The sequence below is a fragment of the Bacillus sp. AK031 genome (genome assembly GCF_053903065.1).
Window position 1 is genome coordinate 847625 of sequence record NZ_CP096424.1, and the last position, 20007, is coordinate 867631.

Here is a 20007-nt window from a genome sequence, read left to right on the forward strand (position 1 = left end):
AGGAGGCGGAGTGAATGGTGATCGCAACAATACCATTCGGGCAGCTGAGGAGAGGAGTACAGGCTAAAATTGATTTTTATAAAGCTGAACTTCTTAAAATGGGATACTACAAAACCCCGGACGGCTCCCAGCTTTATGAGCTGACACTAACTGAGCTTGAGCAGATTTATGAAAACGAAAGATGCAGAAGGAGGGGGAATCAATGAGGTTTGTCGGAATAGATCCAGCCAGTAAAACAGGATTTGTCGCATTAGATGATAGTGGAATCGTGGTTAGAGAAAAAGAACTTTCCGGCATCGGTGACAAGGATCCAAAACGAATGGTCACACTGATTCATGAAATCACCGCACACCTGCAGCCTGGAGATTTCATCTGTATCGAGGGTTTCCCGTTCAGCACCCAGAAGGCCATGTTTGCAGGAGGACTGCATCACGGAATCCGGAATGAGCTTTACAAAAGGAGACTACCATACTATGAAATTGCTCCGAATGCAGTGAAAAAATATGTTGGGGTAACCGGCTGGACCGGAGAGAAGGGTAACAAGAAGAGGCTTACAGGTCCCGAGAAAAAGAAAGCCGTCATGAAAGCCGTACTTAATGATTACGGGTATCAACATAAAAGCGATAACGTGGTTGACGCGTTCATCCTTTCTCAAATAGCTTTCGACATATTCGTGATAGAGGAAACGGGAGAGTCAAGGCTTTCTGTTAATAAGGCACAAGTAGTTGATACCATCCTCCAGGCGAAAGCTAATGTGAAAAGGAAAGCATGAGCAGGCAGAAGCGCAGACAATTACAAAAAGTGGACTTTGCGATGTCAGAGGTAAATCTTCAAAAAAATATAGAAAACCATGAAGACCGCGGCTGGACGGTAGCGAGTGAAGTAAAGAAACATGGATATGGGTTAGGCTGCCTGATGACTTTTGGCAGAAATAATAAAAGAGAAGGTGGATTATCAAATGACTAAACTAAATGTTTTCTTTAAGATGCAGCAGAAAGACGATAAGAAGGAAGTCCTAAAGTTCGAGATCAAGGGGCAGGATGAAGAAAATTCACCTGAAACTGGTTTATACGCTTTGGCAGGCAGCATTATCCTTTTTCAAATTGAGGGCTGTGATGCTGGTGAAACATCTGCAGAGTTTATGAATATTCAACGTGACTCGAAAAAGACAACCATGAAGTTTGCTATTAAGGGAGATTCAGAGAAAAAGGCTCAGGAGCTGTATAAGTTTGCCGGCCGCAATGTAAATCTGACTGTCCAGGCTTCTCAAATGTCCATTGAAGAATTTTATGAAGAGCATGAAGGCATTGAGTATTCAGTGGATGGGGAAGGAAATGTTGAAGTACCAAAGAACCAGCTAAGCATTGATGATGTATCAGAAGAAGAGGAAAACCAGGGAGAGAAAGAGACGGATCCTTTCGAAGAGCAGGAGCTTCACTAATAGATTGAGAGGGCAGTGCTCTGCACTGCTTTCTCCTTAAATAGGGGTGGAAATGATGGATGAAAAAATAAAAGCGTATCAGGAACATTCAAGTACCTTTGCCCAGCTACAGTTACAAAGAGCTCAAAAAGAAAGGGATATGTGGGAGCATAAATATGAAAAGGCTGACACTGCTCGGATTCTGTGGAAGCTGCTAACCGTTGCATTGTCAGCCCTTTTAGTTGGCCAGTGGTTTGGATATTAAATTAAAGGATATCAATTCCTATTGCGCCAAGTAGAACCTTAACTGTAGCCAATGTAACTAACATACCAATTATTTTTTTCATATGTACCTCCATATAGATTTTACTAATTTACGGCTCAAAGGAGAAAAGGATTCAAATTTAGATGAAAATACTTTGTAAGTCCAAATAAAACATCCCGTAAAACCAAAGAGCAAAGCCTCCAAGGATGAACGGACCGACAAGGAAGTTTATTATTTTCTTGGGGACACCCAGTCTTTCAAATATTACTAAAGGAACAACTGCTATGATAGTAACGAAAATAACTAAAGAAAATAAGGCCCAAGCAATTCCATCAAGTGATGATGTATCGACATTCTCAAACATAACTTCACCTCCAAATAAAAAAAGACCAGGAGTTATCCCGGTGGTAATACTTCTCGACAAGAATATTTTACCATGGGAGGGGTCTAGATGGGGAAACAATTATTCATGCTTCCTGAAATAGACAGAGAAAAAACAAAGGCAGCTGTTGAGTCGGCCTTGGAGAAATACCGTTTTTATTTGCTAACCATTCCAGAAGATAAATTGCCTAAAGTCACTGCTTCGTATTCACTCGTTCCTCCTTCATTTTCAAATGAGTTTCATTCATCAACAGAGCAGGCTGTGATGGATCGTATAGAATTAGACAGAGCAAGAAATAAACACATCGAATGGGTCCTTAAAGGAGTGAACCGGCTTACTAAGTTGGAGAGGGAAATCATTTACAAGCGATACCTGGAGGAAGATGATGTATTTGATTACGAAGTCTATAACGAAATGGGTTTAAGTGAAAGAAGGTACTATAGAATTAAAGCAAGAACTTTTTATAAATTGGCTTTTATTTTTAGAATAGAAGTTTATAATGAATTAAGGAAGCATCCTGAGTGAAATGGGGTGCTTCTTTCTATAAGCCAGCTTACTGAAATAGGGGGAGTAGATTGGAGAAGCTAATCGTAGTTCCGAGAACAGTTGAAAATAACTCTGAAGGATTCCACTTCCTTGCATCCATATTTGAAGAAACTAAAGATTTACATAAAGCACATATAACATTACAGTTTAAAAACACAAGATGGTTTGAAGCGAACTTATCAGCAGTGTTAAGTGCTTGGATAGAAGTACAGAGAAAAAATAAAAACAAAGTAACATTTCTAAAAGTAAGCAATTCAATCCGAAAAGTGTTTCTCAAAAACGGCTTTTATACCTATTACGATAAAGGTTCAGAAGACGATATTTTTGATAGCACTATTTCTTTTAAAGTATTTAATACAGATCAGGATGAGGACTTTATTACCTACATCATTGAGCATGTATTACCCAAAATAAGATTAAAAATAGAAAATAAAGTCGCAAAAGGATTTGTCAGTAGTTTAAGCGAAGTATTTATAAATGTAAAAACGCATGCTAAAAGTGACCAGGTTATTACTTGCGGACAATATTACCATAAACATCGAAAAGTTTGCTTTACTATAGTGGATATTGGTAAGACAATTGGCAATAATGTTAAGGCTAAACTTCAAAATCCGTATCTGGAAGATCATGATGCAATTGATTGGGCCACAAAATGGGGTAATACAACAAAACAAAAAGATGAACCTGGTGGTATTGGATTACATATAATTGATGAATTCCTAGTACGTAATGGGGGAACATTTCAAATAACATCCGGAAATGGTTATTGGGAAAAAGAAGATGGAATTATTTCAAAAGAGGAAATGCCTTCGTATTTCCCTGGAACAATAGTCAACATACAATCAAGTCTAGAAAATACTTTTGAAGACAACTCATTGATAATATACTTTTAGGCGGTGTAAATATGTTGTTAAAAGTAAAAGATGTAATAAATTCAAAGTTTGCAGTATCACCTGAAAATGGAGATAAGGTTTATACCTTATTGAGAGAAAGCATTGAGCATAACAAAGTAACAGTATTGAGTTTTGAAGAGATGGACCAAATTACAACCGCTTTCCTGAACCATGCAATTGCTAAGCTTTATAACAACTTTTCCTCAGATCAATTGAATCAATTCATTAAGGTTACAGATATGGATACTTACGATAGATATTTATTAATGAAAGTTATTGAAAGAGCAAAATTAAATATACAATCAAGTGATGAATCTTTAGAAGATATAAAGGATGCTTTTGGAAATGAGTAGGCTATTACACTTATCCGAAGTTGTCCCGAAGGAAAATGATAAATATCTGTTAGATGCAAACATTTGGATGCATCTTTATTGTAGTGTTGGGAATTATTTTGAAGATGATGTTAACGCGTATAGTACTTTTTTTCAAAATGTTCTAGAAGCAGGTTCAAAGATTTATATCACCTCTATGATGTTATCTGAATTTTTTAATGCCTATTGTAAAGTTGAATATTACTTAGCAAAAGGTAACAGACATCCAAAGAAATTTAATTACAAGAAACATTTTAGGAAAAGTGAGGATTACGAAGCCCTTATTTCATTGCTTCAAAATATAGTTAGCAAGAAGATTCTTCCTAATACTATAAGATTAAGTGACCAATTTGAGATATTAAACATTCAGTCTTTATTCGAGGAGAAGATTGATTTTGACTTTAATGATCAATACTACATTCAATTATGTGAGGCAGAATCTATAAATATAGTTACTCATGATAAGGACTTTTTCGGTATTGTTGGAGATATAGACATTATAACCAATTTAAAAGATTCTCAACTTTCTTCCTAGTGTCAGATATAGGGCACCAAAATGGCAATATTACGGCAAAACATTTCTCTTTAGAAGTGCTATTATGGTATTAACGAAATATTTCAAAGAAGCGTCTATCTAACCAGATAGGCGCTTTTTGTATGCAATCATATTCAGGTGGTTCCAAAAATCGAATCTGAGCCAATCTGAGAAGAATTAGAAGGTGAATGAGATGAAGCTTGCTGATCATTTATCAAGAGAGACTATCCAGAAATTCAACCAGATGAGAAAGAAACAGAAGAGTGAAAAGAAAGTCGAGAGGCCTGTAAAGGTCAAGGAGCAGCTGTCCAGGAGAGAATGGGAAGAAGTAATGGGAACCAAGCGTGATACTTACAAAAGGCACAATGGTGCTATTAGGAGGAGATGAATGCAATGTTAGTTGAAATGAGAAAGACACAAGCAGGCACAGAGTATTGGGATACGAAAAAGAAAAAGACGGTATTTGTGAAGCGTGGAGTTAAGCCGTCGTTTGAAGTCACTGAGAATCCTAAGTCAATGTTAGAGGAAGAGAAGCTGGATACTGAAACAGATATTGAATTAGATCAAATGGATGCTGATCAGTTGCTGGAATTCGCTAAACAGAATGATATTGAGGTACCACGCAATATGAAGAAAGCAGACACAATCCGTAACCATATTGAAGAATCGCTAGCTGCAGCAGAAGAGTAATGAAGTACTGTGATTTCAACGGCTGTCCAAATAAGGTAGCCAAGGGCAGGTACTGTGAGGAACACCAGGGTACCAGGAAGCCGAGAAAGAAAAGTCTCTATGATTCATCAAACAAGAAGCTGTACAACTCCAAGGAATGGAAAGCTGTTCGTCAGTTTGTGTACGAAAGAGAGAAGGGTTGCTGTCAGCGCTGTGGTAAGTTCGTATTCGGTAAGCAGGCTCAGGTTCACCATAAGGTTCCAGTAAAGACAGATGCTTCACTGAAGTTAGAACCGGATAACCTAAAGCTTTTATGTCCGAAGTGTCACAGCATTGAAGAGAATTATGGGGAAAATGAAAATTATTTTAAAAATTATTTATACAGAACCCCCCCGGTCAAAAATAAAAAATTTTAAATTTGCTCAAGACCGGTTGCCAGTCCTTTTTATTTCGTTAGACAAGATTTTTCAAAAAGAAAGGGGGGTGTGAAATGTCCACCAAAAAGCAGCGGCAGAAAATTGTGGCAGAAAAAACCGAGGCGGAAAAAAATCGGATTTTAAAACTGATGAGGGATGCTGATATTTACACCCTCACTTTGGACCCGTTGATTGAGTCCTATCTTGATATTTTTGAAATCTATCAAACGATGTATGTGGATTGGAAAGACAAAGGCTTCCCGGCCACTCAGCGTCACACCAACAAAGCCGGCGCAACAAACCATTCGAAACACCCGTTAGCGCAACAGGTAGAAGTGTGGTCAGACAAGAAAACAAAAGCGCTGGATATGCTTGGACTGACAAACAAGTCAAAGTCTAGCAAGGTGGTCACCGGTGGTTCTTCCGTTCGGAAGGACGAAGAAATGAAGAAACCGGAAGCCAAGGTAAGTGAGCTTGATGCTCACCGACAGAAGTGGAGAAAACAACGTTAAATATGGTGGTGGTGAGCCTATGTGATCGAACCGGGCATAAATTACGCTGATCGATTTGCTAAGAAGGTAAGGCGGTCACCCAAGAAATATCCTAAGACAATCCGGGATATGGTGGATCGCTATTACAGATGGAAAAAACGAAAAGACATTTGGTTTGATTTAGATAGAGCCAATGAAATGATGGACTGGGTTGAAACATTCATCCGTCACGTGAAGGGCAAGCTTGCTGGTGAGCCCCTAATATTAGAAGAGTGGCAGCAATTTGCTTTCTCTAATATTTATGGTTGGGTTCGAGAGAATGAAAGCGGCGATATTGTTCGGGTCATCCGAGAAGTATACATTCAGGTGCCGAAGAAAAACGGGAAAACATTAATTGCCGTTGGCGCCCTTGGATATGCCATGTATGGTGAAGGGGTGCCGGGCGCGGATTGTTATTGTTGTGCCAGTGATTTTAACCAGGCTCAATATGCAGCCAAACCATTTGCAGCAACTGTGCTTAATCATGAGGCATTGCTTGATAGTTCACATGTCTATAAGGGACCTAAAGGCACAATATCATCTATTACTTATGACTATCTTCGTGAAGATATAGCCTTTCAGAATCAATTTATCGTTATGTCGAGGAACATTGACAGCATTGAAGGTTCAAACCCTCATTTTGTCCTGAATGACGAGCTGCATGCACAGGAGAACATGGAGCAATACGACAACTTCAAGTCAGCACAGATCTCCCGGGACGAACCATTAATGTTCAACATCTCAACTGCAGGTAAAGGATCCTCTTCAGTTGGTATGCGAGTGTATCGTGAAGCCAAGGAAGTCTTAAAGAATGATGATAACGATGCAAGTTTTGTTATGATCTATGAACCAGACAAAGGTTATGACTGGACTGATCGAGCAGTGTGGAGGATGGTCAATCCGAATATTGGCGTATCGGTTACCATGAGCGCTCTTGAAACCGAATATATTACTGCAGCACGTTCAGCCCACAAGAAAGCAGAGTTTCTGTCAAAGCATCTTAATGTATTTGTAAATGGTGCCGAAAATTACTTTGAGCAAGACCAGGTTGAACATGTCCTTGTTGATGACCTGGGCGACCTATACGGGGAAACTTGTTATATCGGACTGGATTTATCGAAGACTACTGACTTAACTTGTGTCAGTCTCAATTTCCCTACATTTGATGAAGCGGGTAAAGCGATATTGAAAGTAAAGCAGATGTATTTTATTCCGGATGCAGATCTTGATTACCGGGAAAAAGAAGACAACGTTCCTTATCGTGATCTGGTCGAGCGGGGCTTTGTACAATTGTGTGATGGGAAAATGATAGATCAGGACCAGGTGCTTGAATATATAAAAGAGTGTATGGATGAATACGATGTGCAGCAGCTCAATTATGATCCAGCCATGTCACAGAAGCTCATTGAGAAATGTGAAAACCTTGGCCTTGAATGTGTGGCTGTGAATCAGTATCCAAACGTCATGAACTCCATGATTGATGATTCTGAGCGGCTCATTTATGAGCAACGCCTACAGACAGACAACCCTCTGTTTGTATATTGTGCATTAAACCTTGTAGTAGTTACGAACATAAATGGAATGAAGGGACCATCGAAACGTCAATCAAAGAAAAAGATTGATGGATTCGTGGCTTTTCTAGTCGCCCATAAAGAAACCATGATGCAAATGGATGATATAGACCATGAGGGTATGGATGATTTAATTAGTGAGATTTATAGATGAGGAGGAAGACAATATGATAGACAAAAAAGTTATTCTAAAGGTAGAAAATACAAATGAATTAAAAAAGTTGCTCCAACAGGCTACCGACCAATTGAAGCAACTTGAACTGACTTTAGGGCAGCTTGAATCATTTAAATTGAAAACAAAGGTGAATTAAAAACCAAGTTTGCGTGCAGCATACTCAGTTCCTGCTGTACCCAACATGTCCTCCCAGTTAGGAAACTGGGTGTTGGAGGATACGAAATCATCCATTTCATCATCAGGAATGTCTTCAAAGGTTGGATACTTATTAAAAATTTCTTGATTCTCAAACTCTTCAAATGAAGAAAAATCTGTATATTTTCTTAAAAAAGAGTCAGTGAATAATTCGGTAAATGGAACATCCTGCTGGCCTTCTAGTTCTTTCGCGGCTTTTTCCATGTCTTTTAATTGTTTTTGAAATTCTTTTAAACCATCAATTTTCAATATTAACACCTCCTTCCAATTTCCAATATTCGACAAGGAGGCTCTATTTTCCTATGAAAGGCGGTGAAATATTGGGATTAAGAGATATGTTCTCTAATTATTTATATAAACAATTAGAAAAGCGCGGCGCGACTGAGGATATTCATTCCCAGTCTATTAGATACGGCGCCAGGTACGCTCAATATGACACAATCCTTGAATCAAGTGATGTGTACGAATTGCTACAGGATATAAGTAACCAGATGATGCTGGCCAACATTGTGATTGAAGATCGGGATGGGAAAGAGATTAAAGATGATCCGGTCTTGAAGGTCTTAATGAATCCCAACAACTATTTAACCAGTTCAGAATTTATCAAGCTTATGACAAACACTTATTTGATTAAGGGAGAAGTTTTTCCTTTGTTAAATAAAGATCAACTACACCTTGCTTCCGACATTAAAACTGAGCTGGATGAAAAGCTTGTTGAACGCTTTAAGGTAGGTGTAGGGGAAACAGAAATCCCTCCAGAGATGATCAGACATATCAAAAACATCGGTACCAATCACTTAAAGGGAGCGGGTCTTTTGGAGCTCGGCAAGAACACATTAGATGGGGTTATGAGTGCTGAAAAAGTCCTGACGGATAAATACTCCAAAGGGGGACTGCTGGCGTTCCTGCTCAAACTGGATGCTCACATAAACCCGACGAATGGTGCTCAGTCAAAATTGATTAAAGCTATACTTGATCAGCTGGAAGCAATAGATGAATCACGTTCCGTTAAAATGATTCCTTTGGGTAAAGGTTACGCAATCGATACATTAAAGAGTCCTATTGAAGATGAAAAGCTACTCGCTTATTTGAATGTATACAAGAAGGACCTAGGAAAGTTTTTAGGCATAAATGTGGATACCTATACTGCTTTACTGAAATCTGATTTAGAAAAGGCAATGATGTACCTGCATAATAAGGCAACTAAACCAATAATGAAAAACTTCGGAGAGCATTTGACTCTTCTTTTTTTTGGTCCAAATTCGAATAAGGTAGTTAAATTCACGATTAATATTCTTGATTTTGTTCCTTATTCCACCAAAACGAATATCGGTTACAACATCGTCCGAACAGGGATTACTTCACCGGATAATGTGGCCGACATGCTTGGATTTGAAAAACAGAATACACCGGAGACCCAGGCTGTCTATATTTCCAATGACTTGACGAAAATCGGCGATAAGAAGGCAACTGATGATTCTTTGAAGGGAGGTGATGACAATGACAAAGAAGAAGGAGATTCGAACACTTGACATCACCAACATAAAAACTCGTAATTCAGAAGACGAGCCTTTAAAGGTAAGCGGTTATGCTGCCGTTTTTAATTCTCGTACATCTATTGGTGATTATTTCGATGAAATTATCAGTCCGGGTGCTTTCTCTAAATCTATTTCTAATGGTGATGTGCGGGCGCTTTATAACCACAATTGGGATAAAGTTCTTGGCAGGACCAAAAGTGGCACTCTCAGATTAAGTGAAGACGAACGAGGGTTGAAATTTGAAGTTGATTTACCTGATACAACTGCAGGAAGGGACCTGGAAATCAGCATGGATCGTGGGGATATAGATCAATGCAGCTTTGGATTTTATGTAACAGATGAATCATGGAATTACAATGAGGAGCCAGCAGTAAGAACCATCAATGAAGTTGAACTGTATGAAATTACTATACTGGCATTGCCGGCTTATGAAGATACTGAAGCTCACCTGGTTAGAAGTAGAGAAATAGATAAGACCGTTGAAAAAAGAATTAAATTAATCCAACAAATAAATAAATCATTGGGGGAAACAAAATGAAAACTAGAAAATTATTATTGTCTTTGCAAAAACGCAATAAAGCACGTCTTACTGAGCTGCGTACTAAGCTTGAAAAGGGAGAAGTTCGCGAGGAAGAAGTAGAAGCCGTACAAACTGAAGTTGATGAGCTTGCTGCAGAAGCGCAAGAGATTGCTGATGAATTGGCTAACCTGGATGACGAAGGTGAAGGCGGCGAAGGCGAGGAAGGCTCAAATGCCGGAGAAGGCGATGATGAAGGTGATAGCGAAGAAGGAGACGAAAAGGGCGAAGGTGACGGTTCTGGAGGAGAGCAACGAGGAGCAGGTATCTCTTCTGAACAACGTAACAACATCATGAGTCAGATTGGGAAAGGACTTTCTACTCGCGGGCACAAGTCAACGAAGAAAAAAGAAAAAGAAATCCGTTCAGCATTTGCAAACTTTGTTGTCGGTAACATCTCTGAAATGGAAGCTCGCTCACTTGGCATCGAGGCAGGCAATGGTTCTGTTACCATTCCGGAAGTAATTGCTTCTGAAATTATCACTTATGCTCAAGAGGAAAACTTGCTTCGTAAATATGGTTCCACTCACAGAACAAAAGGTGATGTTAAATATCCGGTTCTGGTTAAGAAAGCAGATGCAAATGTCCGTAAAACGGAACGTGCTGCCGGTGATGAAATTGCTGAAACAGGCATTGAGTTTGATGAAATCCTACTTAGCCCAGCAGAGTTCGATGCGCTTGCTACTGTCACAAAAAAGCTTCTTAAAATGTCTGGTGCACCTATTGAGCAAATCGTTGTCGATGAGCTTAAAAAGGCTTATGTCCGTAAAGAGACTAACTACATGTTCAACGGTGATGATGTGGGTAACGAAAACCCTGGCGCGCTAGCTAAGAAAGCAGTTGCTTACTATGAATCTGAAACAGTTGATATTACTGCTGCAGGCTACTCTCAGAAGCTTCATCAGCAATTGGTTAAGCTTAAAGGACAACCAGTCACTGAAGTTCTTAAGAAATCAATGTGGATTATCAACCGTGCGGCTTTAACTGTTTTGGAAGGCATGACAGATACAACTGGACGTCCATTGCTACAGCCACTATCTGATGGTGTGGGGTACAAGCTTCTTGGCCACAAAGTGGACTTCACTGATGCAGCTGATGGTGCTGACCCAACTGCACCTGTATTCTACTTTGGTGATTTCAAAACATTCCACATCCAAGATGTAATTGGTGGAATGGAGCTGCAGAAATTAATTGAGAAGTTCTCAGGCACCAATAAAGTAGGCTTCCAGATTTATAACCTGCTAGATGGTCAGCTTGTATACAGCCCATTCGAACCTTCTGTATACCGTTACGAAGTGGGCGAGGTAGATCCTAACGCCGGAGTATAAGGATGATATTAAATGACAACAGATGAATATGTTGTAAAGCTGAAATCACATTTGAGCTGGGATGAGGGCATGGATGATTCTATGCTCTCTTTTTATGTTCAACAGGGTATTAATTATGTACAGAAAGCAGTTGGGCGTGAAGTAGAGTACCTGGTTATTATGTGCGCAGGAATCTTTTATGAATACCGGATTTCAGAGAAAGAACTGCAGGAGGCACTTGATGCCATGACACCTTTCTTTGTTCAGGAGGTGTACTCGGATGTCGAAACGAACCAGTAATAAATTGAAACACTTGATTGATATACACAAGAACGTCAAGGTGTTGAATGAACTTAATGAAACGACCTATGTATATCAAAAAATCAAAACAATTTCTGCTGCACTTGTTCCCCAAACCGGCAGTCTTCAGCGCCAGCAAGCCGATACTATTATGACGAATGTAACTCATAAAATTATAGTTCGGTACGGGGTAGGAAAAGAAATCACAAAAGACATGCAAATTCGCTTCCGTGGCCACCGTTTTGAAATCAAATACATTCTTAACCCCTTCTTTAAAAATGAAACACTTGAAATTTTTTGTCAGGAGTTGATGGACTGATGGAAATTGAAGGACTTTCAGAATTCCAAAAAGATCTCCTTGATGTAGCACAGCGGAAGCTTCCAAAAGAGTCTTTTAAAATCATGCGGAAGATAGGAAGTAAAGCCAGAACACAGGTCGCCAGGGTGGCTCGTAGTGAAGTGGAAAAACAAACTGGTAACTATCACAAAGGGTTTAAACGCGGTAAAGCCTTTAGGGATGAAGACGGACAAATAGTTGTACGTGTAATTAATTCTCAACCTCATGCACATTTAATTGAGCATGGTCACCGGATTGTGGACAAGAGTGGGGATGAACATGGATTTGTACCAGGAAAAAAGGTGATGGAAAAAGGGATTCAGAAATTTGATAGCACTGGCCAGTTTGACAAGATGCTTGAGACGTGGCTTGATGACATGCTGGATAGCGGAAAACTATGATCACATACAAAGACATTGTTACTGCAGTAAACAGTAAGCTCAGCTCATTTGAAGTTGAAATTAATAGCAGAGACGTAAAAGAAGGTTTTCCAAGGCCTTCTTTTTTTGTGCAGCTGCTTCCCTCCACAAGATCTGGTGATGTGGATAATGTGCATAAAATGTTGACGGTACAAATCTATTTTTTCCCTTCAGATCGTTACACTTATTCATTAGAGGTTCTGGAAGTACAGGAGAATCTTGAATATGCTTTCGACCTCAAGTTAAAGGTTCAAAACCGTTACCTGAACATCATGGATGCTGAATCAGTATTGACAGACGGAGTGCTAAACTTCTCTTTTGCCCTTGAATTTTACGATGGAAGAGAATATGAAGATCTTGAAAATGACATCATCGAGCGGGTAACTGAACAGGATCAGCAAGAACTGCCGCCGATTGAAAAAATGGAAGACCTTGAATTTAAGAAGTAAAGGAGCGATTTTATGGGACTACCGGAAATTAATATCACGTTTACCGGAAAAGCTCAGACTCTTGTCCAACGTAGTCAACTTGGAATTGTTGCGTTGATCCTTAAGGATGACACAGGAGAGTTTGATAGTATCGAATATAAAAATCCAGAAGAAGTAGAAACTTCTGATTGGACAACTGAAAATGCTGACTATATCGCAAATGCATTTAAGGGTGATCCTAGTAAAGTAATTGTTGAGCGCTTAGAGACCACAGCAGTTGACTACTCAGCAGCACTTTCCCGCCTGAGAAACAAACGATTCAATTATCTGGCCGTGCCTGCCATCGAGAGTGCAGATGTTCCAGTCATTGCGGAATGGGTTATCTCAAATCGGACTGACAACAAAAAGACATTCAAGGCCGTGTTACCTAATGCAGCTGAAGATCACGAAGCGATTATTAACTTTACGACCAATGATATTAAGGTTGGTGAAAAAGTTTATGACACTGCAGAGTTCACCTCAAGAATTGCCGGCATTTTGGCAGGACTGCCATTTACACGGTCTGCGACATACTTTGTGCTTGATGAAGTAGACAGCATTACAGAAATTGAAGATCCTAATGCTGCTGTTGATGCAGGGGAGCTCATTCTCATTAATGACGGAGAAAAAATTAAGGTCGGTCGTGGTGTGAATAGCCTTGTAACGATTACGCCAGGCGGAACTAAGAATGATGAGTTTAAGAGTATCCGGGTTATTGAGGCAATGGATATGATTCATGATGATATTTACTCTACTTTTGATGATGAATATGTCGGTAAAGTGAATAACATTTATGACAATCAAGTTATCTTCATCAACTCTGTAAATCGTTATTTTGCTAGGTTACAGACTGATGAGATTCTGGATCCTAACGCAACCAATCAAACTCGAATTGATACACCCGCCCAGCGTAGTGCATGGGAAGATGCCGGATTTGATACAACAGACTGGGATGAGCAAAGAGTCAAAGAGACTTCTTTCAGAAAGAGTGTCTTCTTAGCAGGAAATATTAAAATTGTAGATACAATGGAAGACCTCGACTTCTCAATTGCGATCTAAAGGAGGATAAGCATGAACAAAATTCCAAGTAAACGCGTCATTAATGGAACTTATGGCGCCGTATGGGTTAACGGTGAAAAATGGCTTGATGTTGAAACGTTTGAAGGGAAAGTCGTCATTAACTATGAAGATGTAAATATGCCAGGAGATGGTGCAACTCATAAAAAAATGACTGGATGGGCCGGAGAAGGTACTATGACCGTAAAAAAAGTATATAGTCGTGGATCTGCTCTTCTGGCGGACTTTGTTAAGAGAGGTCAAATTCCTGATATTAATATAGTGGGCAAAATCGCGGATCCTGATGCCTTTGGTGCTGAGCGAGTAGCACTCAATGAAGTCACATTCAATGAATTCATGCTTATGAAATTTGAACAAAAAACACTGGGTACTGAAGAAATGCCATTCAACTTTGCCGACTATGATCCAATCGATCTGATTTCAGCGTAAAATACTTTAAATCATGAAGGAGAATATTGATGCCAAAAAAACTTTCTATCACAGATATTTTGCGTGAAAAAGAGAAGTATGAACTTAAAAAAGATACGAAAATGGAACTGAATATTAAAAGGCTTGATGCTACCATTACAATCCAAAAACCAGAACGATCACTTTGTGTTGAAGCAATTGGTATGACGCGGGACCCTAACCAGGCGGCACAAGCAGACATATTTTTGGTTTATAACATTGTGGTCGAACCGAACTTGAGAGATAAGGAGCTTCAAAAAGCTTTCGGTTGTGTGGAACCGACCGATATTGTGGAAAAAATCTTCGAAGCCGGAGAAATCCCACACATTGCTCAAACAGGTCTCGATATGGCCGGATATGGTGATGGTATTGCAAGGGTTACCGATATAAAAAACTAATAAATAGTGATGATGATTTTTATTTTCTTCATCACTACCTCAATAAAGGCTTCAAATTAGAGTATCTAATGGGGTTGCCGGAGGACATGAAAATATTTATGGAAGCAAGTATGTCTTTGTATTTTGATGAAGAGAGAGCTAAGTGGTCAACATCCACGTAGGCTCTCTCTCTTTTTTGTAAGGAGGTTCAGACATGGCCGGAAACCGTGTTATATCTGCGGTGCTTACCCTTAAAGATAAAGACTTCGCTTCAGGGGTTAAGAAAGCAACTGGAGGAACACAAGACTTTCAGCGGAAGGTTAAGCATGCCCGTAATGAGGTGAAGGAATTTGGTGCGGCTGCTGTATCGAGATTCACTAGCATTGCAGAAGGTGCAGCTGGTGTGGCGGCCGGGATGGCTACTGTTGGAGCTGCAGGGGCAGCAGCACTTGGCGGACTTGCAATGAAAGCTGTGACAGCTACATCAGAAATAACTAAGTTCAGCCAGGTTGCAGGTATGAGTACAGAAGGGTTCCAACAATGGGACCACGTTATGAAATCTTATGGCTACTCTGTTGAACAGGCTTCCGGAGATTTAGCTGCACTTGGTGAAAAGGCAATGGACGCATCTAACGGTGTTGGCGAAGGTGCCGAGCTGTTTGGAAAACTCGGGGTTGCTGTTACAGATTCGTCAGGGGCGCTCAAGACCCAGGAACAACTCTTCAATGAAACAATCACTGCCCTTCAAGGGATGGAAAATCAAACGGAGCGAAACGCTATCGCCTCAGCCTTGCTATCTACTACTGGGGAAGAGCTCGTTCCTGTACTAAATATGACCGGTCAGGAACTTGATAACCTAAAAGGGAAAGCAAATATTATCAGTGAAGAAGATTTGGCTAAATCTGAAAAATTTAAGATGTCCTTAAATAACGTAAAGGCTCAAGCAATGGGGTTTGCTACAGAGTTAGGTGTAGGGGCTATTCCGTATCTTCAGAAATTCGTGACCTTCGCCTCAAATAACATGCCGGCTGTTCAAGACAAAGTTTCCTCTGCGATGTCTATTGCTAGCGGAGCCTTATCATGGGTAGGTGAACAAGGAACTATTGCCTTTAAAAATATTAAAACGGCTATCGACGAGAATCAGCCAACCATTGATGCCTTTAAGACAGCTGCTTCAGAAACAGGAGAGTTTTTAATATCAGGACTTGAAGGAGCTCAGCCTTATTTGATATGGATGCGAGATGAAGGATTGCCATTGGTGGTCGATGCCATGACGGAGGTCGTTGACGGTGCAGTGGGAATTTATGAAACAATCACAAACAATTGGTCCACTATTAGTCCATTAGTTTATGGAATTGTTGGAGCTATGACAGCTTATAAACTCGGTATTCTTGCAGTTGCAACGGCAAAAGGAGTGTGGACGGGTGTTACAACCGGTCTGACAATCGCCCAGGGGTTACTCAATGGTGTTATGGCTATGTCTCCTCTTGGATGGATTGCTATTGCCATTGGTGCAGTTATCGCTGTAGGAATTCTACTGTGGCAAAACTGGGATACTATCCGAGCAAAAGGATCGCAATTATGGACTTCTTTGACAGATTCTTTTTCTGGTATCGGTAATGGCTTCAGCGGAATGTGGACCGGGATGAAAGCAGCAGCACGCATAGGCGTAAATTATATTATAGATAAACTAAACCGGATGATTAACGGTTTCAACAACTTTGCAAGTATTAAAATTCCGGATTGGGTACCTGGTATTGGTGGAAAGGGCTTCGAAATGAATGTGCCAACGATTCCGAAGTTTGCTCAGGGTACAAGTTACTTCCGAGGAGGTCTTGCACAGATTAATGAGCGCGGTGGCGAGATCGTTGACCTTCCAAACGGTTCAAGAGTATATCCACATGACCGTTCCGTTCAGATGGCACGTTCAGAAGGTGGCGGAGTATCGATTGGAGAAATTAATATCAATGGTGCAAATATGTCTGTTATAGAAATGGCAGACGAACTGGTACGAGAAATAAAGAAACGCTTGAGTAACTCATAGGGGGTGCAATAGGTGGATGTCTTTTTAAGTATTAATAACCGGGAGCAAGTGATTCGGCTGCCTATTGTGCCGGAAGAGTTTGAAATTTCATTTCCGCATAATAACGAAACTTTTACCAGACTGAATCAAAAAGCCTTGAGACTGATTGGTCTTGAAGGATTAAAAACTTTAACTCTTCAGTCATTTTTCCCTAATCGCTATTATTCATTTGCCCGTGATCACTCCTATATGGGCTTTGAATATATAGATATCATTGAATCTTGGAAAGCTCGCAGGGTACCCATAAGAATTATCGTCACTGATACGCCTATTAACTTGGCGGTGACAATCGAGGAGCTTACTTATACACCCAGGGATGGTTCTGGTGATGTGTACTATACTCTGTCATTAAGTCAATTCAATTTTGTTCATGATTGGCAGGATCGAAATGCAACTTAAATTATGGAGAGCGAGAGGTAATGAGCTTCTGGACATCACGCCAATCACGGATCAAATCACCTGGCGCTCCAATAAAGATGAATTAGGGGTAGAGCTCAATTTCGGCAACGCTTTTGGAGACGCCATCCACAATCCCAAGAAACAGGTTAACCTTGGAGATATGGTGATATTAAAAGACGGGAATCGGGAAGTAACCAGATGCATTGTAGTCGATGAGGATATAACCGGTAGGCAACCGATTCCGTTTACAGCGTTTGACTTAGCCTATTATTTAAATGAGTCAAAACGGGTTTATCAATTCAACAGCATTTCTGCAGATCAGGCAATTAAGCGCATTTGCAGTGATTACAACGTACCGATTTACTACATTGTAAAAATCCCAACGAAGATTGACAAAATATACATGAACGATACACTTTCAGACATCATCAAGGACGTTCTCCTACAGGCTGAAGCTGATCAGGGGATTCACTATCAATTTGAAATGTTCGAGGGTAAATTCCACGTCTATAGATCAAAAGATATTATGATTGTTCCGAGACACCATAACGGACTCATATACGCCCCTAATGGAACTGACGTTATGCAGGCTCCTTCTCGCAAGCGAACAATTAAAGGGATGAAAAATAGCATTCAAGTCACCTCTGACGGACAGGTACTAGCTTCAGAGAGAAACAATGCACTAATACAGTCCTATGGCCTGTTGTCAGAGATTGTGGATGTACAAGAAGAGGATCGCCCACGTGCCCGCAACATTGCAAGAAATACATTGAAAGAGTTAGGAAGGGTCTTTGAGGAAAACTCTTTGAATATGTTGGGGGATAGCCGGGTTCTGGCGGGTAGATTAATCGAAATCACGGAGCCAATAACAGGGATGAAAGGACAGTATATGATTGAATCTGTTCAACACACGGCGCAAAACGGTATTCATATGATGAGTTTGGACTTAAGTATGAAAGGGGTGAGCTGATGGACCCTTTCACAGAGATGGCCAAGCTTTTAAAGGAACGTGAAAACAAACCATATATTGGTCCTCAGACCGGTACCATAACAAGGGTATCACCACTCGAAGTTAGGTTGAATGAAAATATCTTGTTGAATAGCAACCATTTAAGAGTTTCAAAGACGTTTGCTGACGCCACCAAGGAAGCTGGCGAAAAAGTAATCTTAATTCCGTCTGGCGACATGCAGCGATTTTATATCATAGATCTGGAGGTGTGATATGCTTCCAAAAATAACAGAGCTTGAATTCAATGAAGCGATTACCTCGAATGAACAGCCTTTTGTTCCAGGTAAATCGTTTCTTTTTGATTTCGAGACCGGAGAATTTGTATTTATAAACGGCAAAATGGTTGAAATCACTGGTAAAGAGGCACTCAAACAGTGGATTCATAAAACCGTTCTAACGGCTCGTCAAAGATTCCTTGTCTATATTGATAATCCCGAACACGGCATCCGAGCAGAAGACTTAATTGGAACCAATTACCCAGCGGATTTCATTAATAAGTCGATGGAGAATGAATTAACTGGAGCATTGTTAGTCAATAAAGAGATCATTTCTTTAACAAATTTCAGTGCAGTCAAAAGTGAAGGGAAGTTATCAGTTCTCTTCACTGTGAATTCGATATATGACACGTTCCAGGAGGAGGTGACCATTGGTGGATAGACAACAGATACATGAAAATATGCTCAGCGAAATCAGTGATCAATACGACAAGCGAGCAGGAACCTTCACATTCGATATGACTAAGCCAGCAGCCATTGAGATTGAAAAAGCATACCAGAAGAATGAAGAGATTTCTGCAAAGCTTGATATTGAAAACTTGTCCGACTCCGAACTCGCTGCTCGAATTAAAGAGCGCACTGGTATTGAAAGACGTATTGCGACTTTCTCAATTGGGACTGTAGAAGCTGCAGGCAACGGGACGATCTATGAAGGTGATCTATTTGAGACAGATGACGGCATCCAATTTGAAGCGACTGAGACAGTATCTGTATCCGGCACAGGTTCCATACCAATCCAAGCGCTCATTGCCGGAGAGGACGGTAATGTTCCTGCCAATCAAATTATATCCATGCCCGTTACGCTTGATAATATTAACAGCGTGACTAATCCCGAGCCGACATATGACGGTTTTGAGCAGGAGTCAGACATGGACCTTCTCCAACGGTATTATGACAGGATCAGAACGCCCGCCACTTCCGGAAACAGATATCAGTATATGAACTGGGCGAAGGAAGTACCTGGTGTTGGAGATGTGAAGGTCTTTCCTTTATGGAATGGCCCTAATACGGTTAAGGTGGTCATCATTGATAACAACCGGGTACCGGCAAGCACTGAGATTGTGGAAGAAGTTCAAGACTACATCGATCCTGGTATTACAGGATTAGGTGATGGTGTTGCTTCAATTGGTGCTTATGCCACTGTAGTCAGTGCCTCTGGAGTTGATATTGACCTTTCATTCACCCTCACGGTAAATGAAGGATTCACGGAGCAGCAGGCGCTAGATGAAATCACGGACAACGTGACAGATCATTTGCGAGATATCGCATTTCAACAGGACTATGTGTCTTATGCACAGATAGGGTCCATCATAATTAATTCAAATGCTGTTGCTGACTATACTAATCTCACGATAAACAGCGGAACATCGAACATTTCTGTTGCGGATGATCAAGTCGCTGTGATGGGAGTGATTAATCTTGTCTGA

Annotated in this window: 33 protein-coding genes; 31 read left to right on the plus strand and 2 right to left on the minus strand. The window is 40.4% G+C overall.

Translation table 11 applies throughout. The annotated features are described in order from the left end of the window. Positions 1-14: 14 nt before the first annotated feature. From M1E09_RS04175 to M1E09_RS04195, 5 genes are read left to right on the plus strand one after another with little or no spacing between them, the layout of a single operon-like run. Positions 15-206, plus strand: coding sequence for a Fur-regulated basic protein FbpA (locus tag M1E09_RS04175; protein ID WP_456273605.1), 192 nt, complete (start codon positions 15-17; stop codon positions 204-206). Then, positions 203-772: a hypothetical protein gene (locus M1E09_RS04180; RefSeq protein WP_456273606.1), complete on the plus strand. Its 570-nt coding sequence runs from the start codon at positions 203-205 to the stop codon at positions 770-772. The genes M1E09_RS04175 and M1E09_RS04180 overlap by 4 nt, the downstream gene beginning before the upstream one ends. Further along, entirely contained in the window at positions 769-966 is a 198-nt protein-coding gene (locus M1E09_RS04185; RefSeq protein ID WP_456273607.1) for a hypothetical protein, read from the plus strand. The genes M1E09_RS04180 and M1E09_RS04185 overlap by 4 nt, the downstream gene beginning before the upstream one ends. Next, entirely contained in the window at positions 959-1441 is a 483-nt protein-coding gene (locus M1E09_RS04190) for a hypothetical protein (RefSeq protein WP_456273608.1), read from the plus strand. Before M1E09_RS04185 ends, M1E09_RS04190 begins: the two co-directional genes overlap by 8 nt. Before the next feature lie 52 nt (positions 1442-1493). Beyond that, entirely contained in the window at positions 1494-1685 is a 192-nt protein-coding gene (locus M1E09_RS04195; protein WP_456273609.1) for a hypothetical protein, read from the plus strand. 139 nt (positions 1686-1824) lie between these two features. Here the strand turns inward: M1E09_RS04195 and M1E09_RS04200 are convergent, their stop codons facing one another. After that, a complete protein-coding gene (locus M1E09_RS04200; RefSeq protein WP_456273610.1) occupies positions 1825-2049 on the minus strand; it encodes a hypothetical protein in 225 nt (74 codons plus the stop codon). 87 nt (positions 2050-2136) lie between these two features. Here M1E09_RS04200 and M1E09_RS04205 point away from each other — a divergent pair, with 87 nt between their 5' ends. From M1E09_RS04205 to M1E09_RS04250, 10 genes are all read left to right on the plus strand, one after another. Beyond that, positions 2137-2592 (plus strand): ArpU family phage packaging/lysis transcriptional regulator, encoded by a 456-nt coding sequence (locus tag M1E09_RS04205; protein WP_456273611.1) that lies wholly within the window; start codon positions 2137-2139, stop codon positions 2590-2592. 50 nt (positions 2593-2642) lie between these two features. Next, positions 2643-3506 carry a hypothetical protein gene (locus M1E09_RS04210; protein WP_456273612.1) on the plus strand — a complete coding sequence of 288 codons (864 nt, stop codon included), beginning with the start codon at positions 2643-2645 and terminating at the stop codon, positions 3504-3506. Between the two features lie 11 nt (positions 3507-3517). After that, a complete protein-coding gene (locus tag M1E09_RS04215; protein WP_456273613.1) occupies positions 3518-3859 on the plus strand; it encodes an STAS-like domain-containing protein in 342 nt (113 codons plus the stop codon). Continuing rightward, complete coding sequence (locus M1E09_RS04220; protein ID WP_456273614.1) at positions 3852-4412, plus strand: PIN domain-containing protein; 561 nt, start codon at positions 3852-3854, stop codon at positions 4410-4412. The genes M1E09_RS04215 and M1E09_RS04220 overlap by 8 nt, the downstream gene beginning before the upstream one ends. A gap of 193 nt (positions 4413-4605) precedes the next feature. Then, positions 4606-4800: a hypothetical protein gene (locus tag M1E09_RS04225; RefSeq protein ID WP_456273615.1), complete on the plus strand. Its 195-nt coding sequence runs from the start codon at positions 4606-4608 to the stop codon at positions 4798-4800. Positions 4801-4805: 5 nt separating this feature from the next. After that, positions 4806-5102, plus strand: a complete 297-nt coding sequence (locus M1E09_RS04230; RefSeq protein WP_456273617.1) for a hypothetical protein — start codon at positions 4806-4808, stop codon at positions 5100-5102. Further along, entirely contained in the window at positions 5102-5497 is a 396-nt protein-coding gene (locus M1E09_RS04235) for an HNH endonuclease (protein ID WP_456273618.1), read from the plus strand. Before M1E09_RS04230 ends, M1E09_RS04235 begins: the two co-directional genes overlap by 1 nt. A gap of 74 nt (positions 5498-5571) precedes the next feature. After that, positions 5572-6009, plus strand: coding sequence for a P27 family phage terminase small subunit (locus tag M1E09_RS04240; protein ID WP_456273619.1), 438 nt, complete (start codon positions 5572-5574; stop codon positions 6007-6009). Between the two features lie 21 nt (positions 6010-6030). Then, positions 6031-7752, plus strand: a complete 1722-nt coding sequence (locus tag M1E09_RS04245) for a terminase large subunit (RefSeq protein WP_456273620.1) — start codon at positions 6031-6033, stop codon at positions 7750-7752. 13 nt (positions 7753-7765) lie between these two features. Next, positions 7766-7909: a hypothetical protein gene (locus tag M1E09_RS04250; protein WP_456273621.1), complete on the plus strand. Its 144-nt coding sequence runs from the start codon at positions 7766-7768 to the stop codon at positions 7907-7909. Here M1E09_RS04250 and M1E09_RS04255 read toward each other — a convergent pair. Further along, positions 7906-8217, minus strand: a complete 312-nt coding sequence (locus M1E09_RS04255) for a hypothetical protein (RefSeq protein ID WP_456273622.1) — start codon at positions 8215-8217, stop codon at positions 7906-7908. The genes M1E09_RS04250 and M1E09_RS04255 overlap by 4 nt on opposite strands. Positions 8218-8288: 71 nt before the next feature. Here M1E09_RS04255 and M1E09_RS04260 point away from each other — a divergent pair, with 71 nt between their 5' ends. From M1E09_RS04260 to M1E09_RS04335, 16 genes are all read left to right on the plus strand, one after another. After that, on the plus strand, positions 8289-9500 hold the full coding sequence (locus tag M1E09_RS04260) for a phage portal protein (RefSeq protein ID WP_456274896.1): 1212 nt from the start codon (positions 8289-8291) through the stop codon (positions 9498-9500). Further along, complete coding sequence (locus M1E09_RS04265) at positions 9469-10044, plus strand: HK97 family phage prohead protease (protein ID WP_456273623.1); 576 nt, start codon at positions 9469-9471, stop codon at positions 10042-10044. The genes M1E09_RS04260 and M1E09_RS04265 overlap by 32 nt, the downstream gene beginning before the upstream one ends. Then, a complete protein-coding gene (locus tag M1E09_RS04270) occupies positions 10041-11411 on the plus strand; it encodes a phage major capsid protein (protein ID WP_456273624.1) in 1371 nt (456 codons plus the stop codon). Before M1E09_RS04265 ends, M1E09_RS04270 begins: the two co-directional genes overlap by 4 nt. A gap of 12 nt (positions 11412-11423) precedes the next feature. Next, positions 11424-11690: a head-tail connector protein gene (locus tag M1E09_RS04275; protein WP_456273625.1), complete on the plus strand. Its 267-nt coding sequence runs from the start codon at positions 11424-11426 to the stop codon at positions 11688-11690. Beyond that, positions 11671-12009 (plus strand): phage head closure protein, encoded by a 339-nt coding sequence (locus tag M1E09_RS04280; protein WP_456273626.1) that lies wholly within the window; start codon positions 11671-11673, stop codon positions 12007-12009. The genes M1E09_RS04275 and M1E09_RS04280 overlap by 20 nt, the downstream gene beginning before the upstream one ends. Next, on the plus strand, positions 12009-12428 hold the full coding sequence (locus M1E09_RS04285; RefSeq protein ID WP_456273627.1) for an HK97 gp10 family phage protein: 420 nt from the start codon (positions 12009-12011) through the stop codon (positions 12426-12428). Before M1E09_RS04280 ends, M1E09_RS04285 begins: the two co-directional genes overlap by 1 nt. Beyond that, entirely contained in the window at positions 12425-12895 is a 471-nt protein-coding gene (locus tag M1E09_RS04290; protein WP_456273628.1) for a phage tail terminator family protein, read from the plus strand. The genes M1E09_RS04285 and M1E09_RS04290 overlap by 4 nt, the downstream gene beginning before the upstream one ends. A gap of 12 nt (positions 12896-12907) precedes the next feature. Further along, on the plus strand, positions 12908-13972 hold the full coding sequence (locus M1E09_RS04295) for a phage tail sheath C-terminal domain-containing protein (protein ID WP_456273629.1): 1065 nt from the start codon (positions 12908-12910) through the stop codon (positions 13970-13972). A 12-nt stretch (positions 13973-13984) separates the two neighbouring features. Next, on the plus strand, positions 13985-14419 hold the full coding sequence (locus tag M1E09_RS04300) for a phage tail tube protein (protein WP_456273630.1): 435 nt from the start codon (positions 13985-13987) through the stop codon (positions 14417-14419). Between the two features lie 29 nt (positions 14420-14448). After that, complete coding sequence (locus tag M1E09_RS04305; protein WP_456273631.1) at positions 14449-14835, plus strand: phage tail assembly chaperone; 387 nt, start codon at positions 14449-14451, stop codon at positions 14833-14835. A 193-nt stretch (positions 14836-15028) separates the two neighbouring features. Next, positions 15029-16858: a hypothetical protein gene (locus tag M1E09_RS04310; RefSeq protein ID WP_456273632.1), complete on the plus strand. Its 1830-nt coding sequence runs from the start codon at positions 15029-15031 to the stop codon at positions 16856-16858. Positions 16859-16870: 12 nt separating this feature from the next. Beyond that, positions 16871-17296, plus strand: a complete 426-nt coding sequence (locus tag M1E09_RS04315; protein WP_456273633.1) for a hypothetical protein — start codon at positions 16871-16873, stop codon at positions 17294-17296. Next, positions 17286-18266: an XkdQ/YqbQ family protein gene (locus M1E09_RS04320; RefSeq protein WP_456273634.1), complete on the plus strand. Its 981-nt coding sequence runs from the start codon at positions 17286-17288 to the stop codon at positions 18264-18266. Before M1E09_RS04315 ends, M1E09_RS04320 begins: the two co-directional genes overlap by 11 nt. Continuing rightward, positions 18266-18517, plus strand: coding sequence for a DUF2577 family protein (locus M1E09_RS04325; protein ID WP_456273635.1), 252 nt, complete (start codon positions 18266-18268; stop codon positions 18515-18517). The genes M1E09_RS04320 and M1E09_RS04325 overlap by 1 nt, the downstream gene beginning before the upstream one ends. Position 18518: 1 nt before the next feature. Continuing rightward, a complete protein-coding gene (locus tag M1E09_RS04330) occupies positions 18519-18962 on the plus strand; it encodes a DUF2634 domain-containing protein (protein ID WP_456273636.1) in 444 nt (147 codons plus the stop codon). Continuing rightward, the gene (locus M1E09_RS04335; protein ID WP_456273637.1) at positions 18955-20007 is read left to right on the plus strand and encodes a baseplate J/gp47 family protein; all 1053 of its coding nucleotides are present in this window, start codon (positions 18955-18957) and stop codon (positions 20005-20007) included. Before M1E09_RS04330 ends, M1E09_RS04335 begins: the two co-directional genes overlap by 8 nt.

Coding starts and splice junctions, on each gene's coding strand:
- M1E09_RS04175 (WP_456273605.1), top strand. CDS start 15: ATGGTGATCGCAACAATACCATTCGGGCAGCTGAGGAGAGGAGTACAG.
- M1E09_RS04180 (WP_456273606.1), top strand. CDS start 203: ATGAGGTTTGTCGGAATAGATCCAGCCAGTAAAACAGGATTTGTCGCA.
- M1E09_RS04185 (WP_456273607.1), top strand. CDS start 769: ATGAGCAGGCAGAAGCGCAGACAATTACAAAAAGTGGACTTTGCGATG.
- M1E09_RS04190 (WP_456273608.1), top strand. CDS start 959: ATGACTAAACTAAATGTTTTCTTTAAGATGCAGCAGAAAGACGATAAG.
- M1E09_RS04195 (WP_456273609.1), top strand. CDS start 1,494: ATGATGGATGAAAAAATAAAAGCGTATCAGGAACATTCAAGTACCTTT.
- M1E09_RS04200 (WP_456273610.1), bottom strand. CDS start 2,049: ATGTTTGAGAATGTCGATACATCATCACTTGATGGAATTGCTTGGGCC.
- M1E09_RS04205 (WP_456273611.1), top strand. CDS start 2,137: ATGGGGAAACAATTATTCATGCTTCCTGAAATAGACAGAGAAAAAACA.
- M1E09_RS04215 (WP_456273613.1), top strand. CDS start 3,518: ATGTTGTTAAAAGTAAAAGATGTAATAAATTCAAAGTTTGCAGTATCA.
- M1E09_RS04220 (WP_456273614.1), top strand. CDS start 3,852: ATGAGTAGGCTATTACACTTATCCGAAGTTGTCCCGAAGGAAAATGAT.
- M1E09_RS04225 (WP_456273615.1), top strand. CDS start 4,606: ATGAAGCTTGCTGATCATTTATCAAGAGAGACTATCCAGAAATTCAAC.
- M1E09_RS04230 (WP_456273617.1), top strand. CDS start 4,806: ATGTTAGTTGAAATGAGAAAGACACAAGCAGGCACAGAGTATTGGGAT.
- M1E09_RS04235 (WP_456273618.1), top strand. CDS start 5,102: ATGAAGTACTGTGATTTCAACGGCTGTCCAAATAAGGTAGCCAAGGGC.
- M1E09_RS04240 (WP_456273619.1), top strand. CDS start 5,572: ATGTCCACCAAAAAGCAGCGGCAGAAAATTGTGGCAGAAAAAACCGAG.
- M1E09_RS04250 (WP_456273621.1), top strand. CDS start 7,766: ATGATAGACAAAAAAGTTATTCTAAAGGTAGAAAATACAAATGAATTA.
- M1E09_RS04265 (WP_456273623.1), top strand. CDS start 9,469: ATGACAAAGAAGAAGGAGATTCGAACACTTGACATCACCAACATAAAA.
- M1E09_RS04270 (WP_456273624.1), top strand. CDS start 10,041: ATGAAAACTAGAAAATTATTATTGTCTTTGCAAAAACGCAATAAAGCA.
- M1E09_RS04275 (WP_456273625.1), top strand. CDS start 11,424: ATGACAACAGATGAATATGTTGTAAAGCTGAAATCACATTTGAGCTGG.
- M1E09_RS04280 (WP_456273626.1), top strand. CDS start 11,671: ATGTCGAAACGAACCAGTAATAAATTGAAACACTTGATTGATATACAC.
- M1E09_RS04285 (WP_456273627.1), top strand. CDS start 12,009: ATGGAAATTGAAGGACTTTCAGAATTCCAAAAAGATCTCCTTGATGTA.
- M1E09_RS04290 (WP_456273628.1), top strand. CDS start 12,425: ATGATCACATACAAAGACATTGTTACTGCAGTAAACAGTAAGCTCAGC.
- M1E09_RS04295 (WP_456273629.1), top strand. CDS start 12,908: ATGGGACTACCGGAAATTAATATCACGTTTACCGGAAAAGCTCAGACT.
- M1E09_RS04300 (WP_456273630.1), top strand. CDS start 13,985: ATGAACAAAATTCCAAGTAAACGCGTCATTAATGGAACTTATGGCGCC.
- M1E09_RS04305 (WP_456273631.1), top strand. CDS start 14,449: ATGCCAAAAAAACTTTCTATCACAGATATTTTGCGTGAAAAAGAGAAG.
- M1E09_RS04310 (WP_456273632.1), top strand. CDS start 15,029: ATGGCCGGAAACCGTGTTATATCTGCGGTGCTTACCCTTAAAGATAAA.
- M1E09_RS04320 (WP_456273634.1), top strand. CDS start 17,286: ATGCAACTTAAATTATGGAGAGCGAGAGGTAATGAGCTTCTGGACATC.
- M1E09_RS04325 (WP_456273635.1), top strand. CDS start 18,266: ATGGACCCTTTCACAGAGATGGCCAAGCTTTTAAAGGAACGTGAAAAC.
- M1E09_RS04330 (WP_456273636.1), top strand. CDS start 18,519: ATGCTTCCAAAAATAACAGAGCTTGAATTCAATGAAGCGATTACCTCG.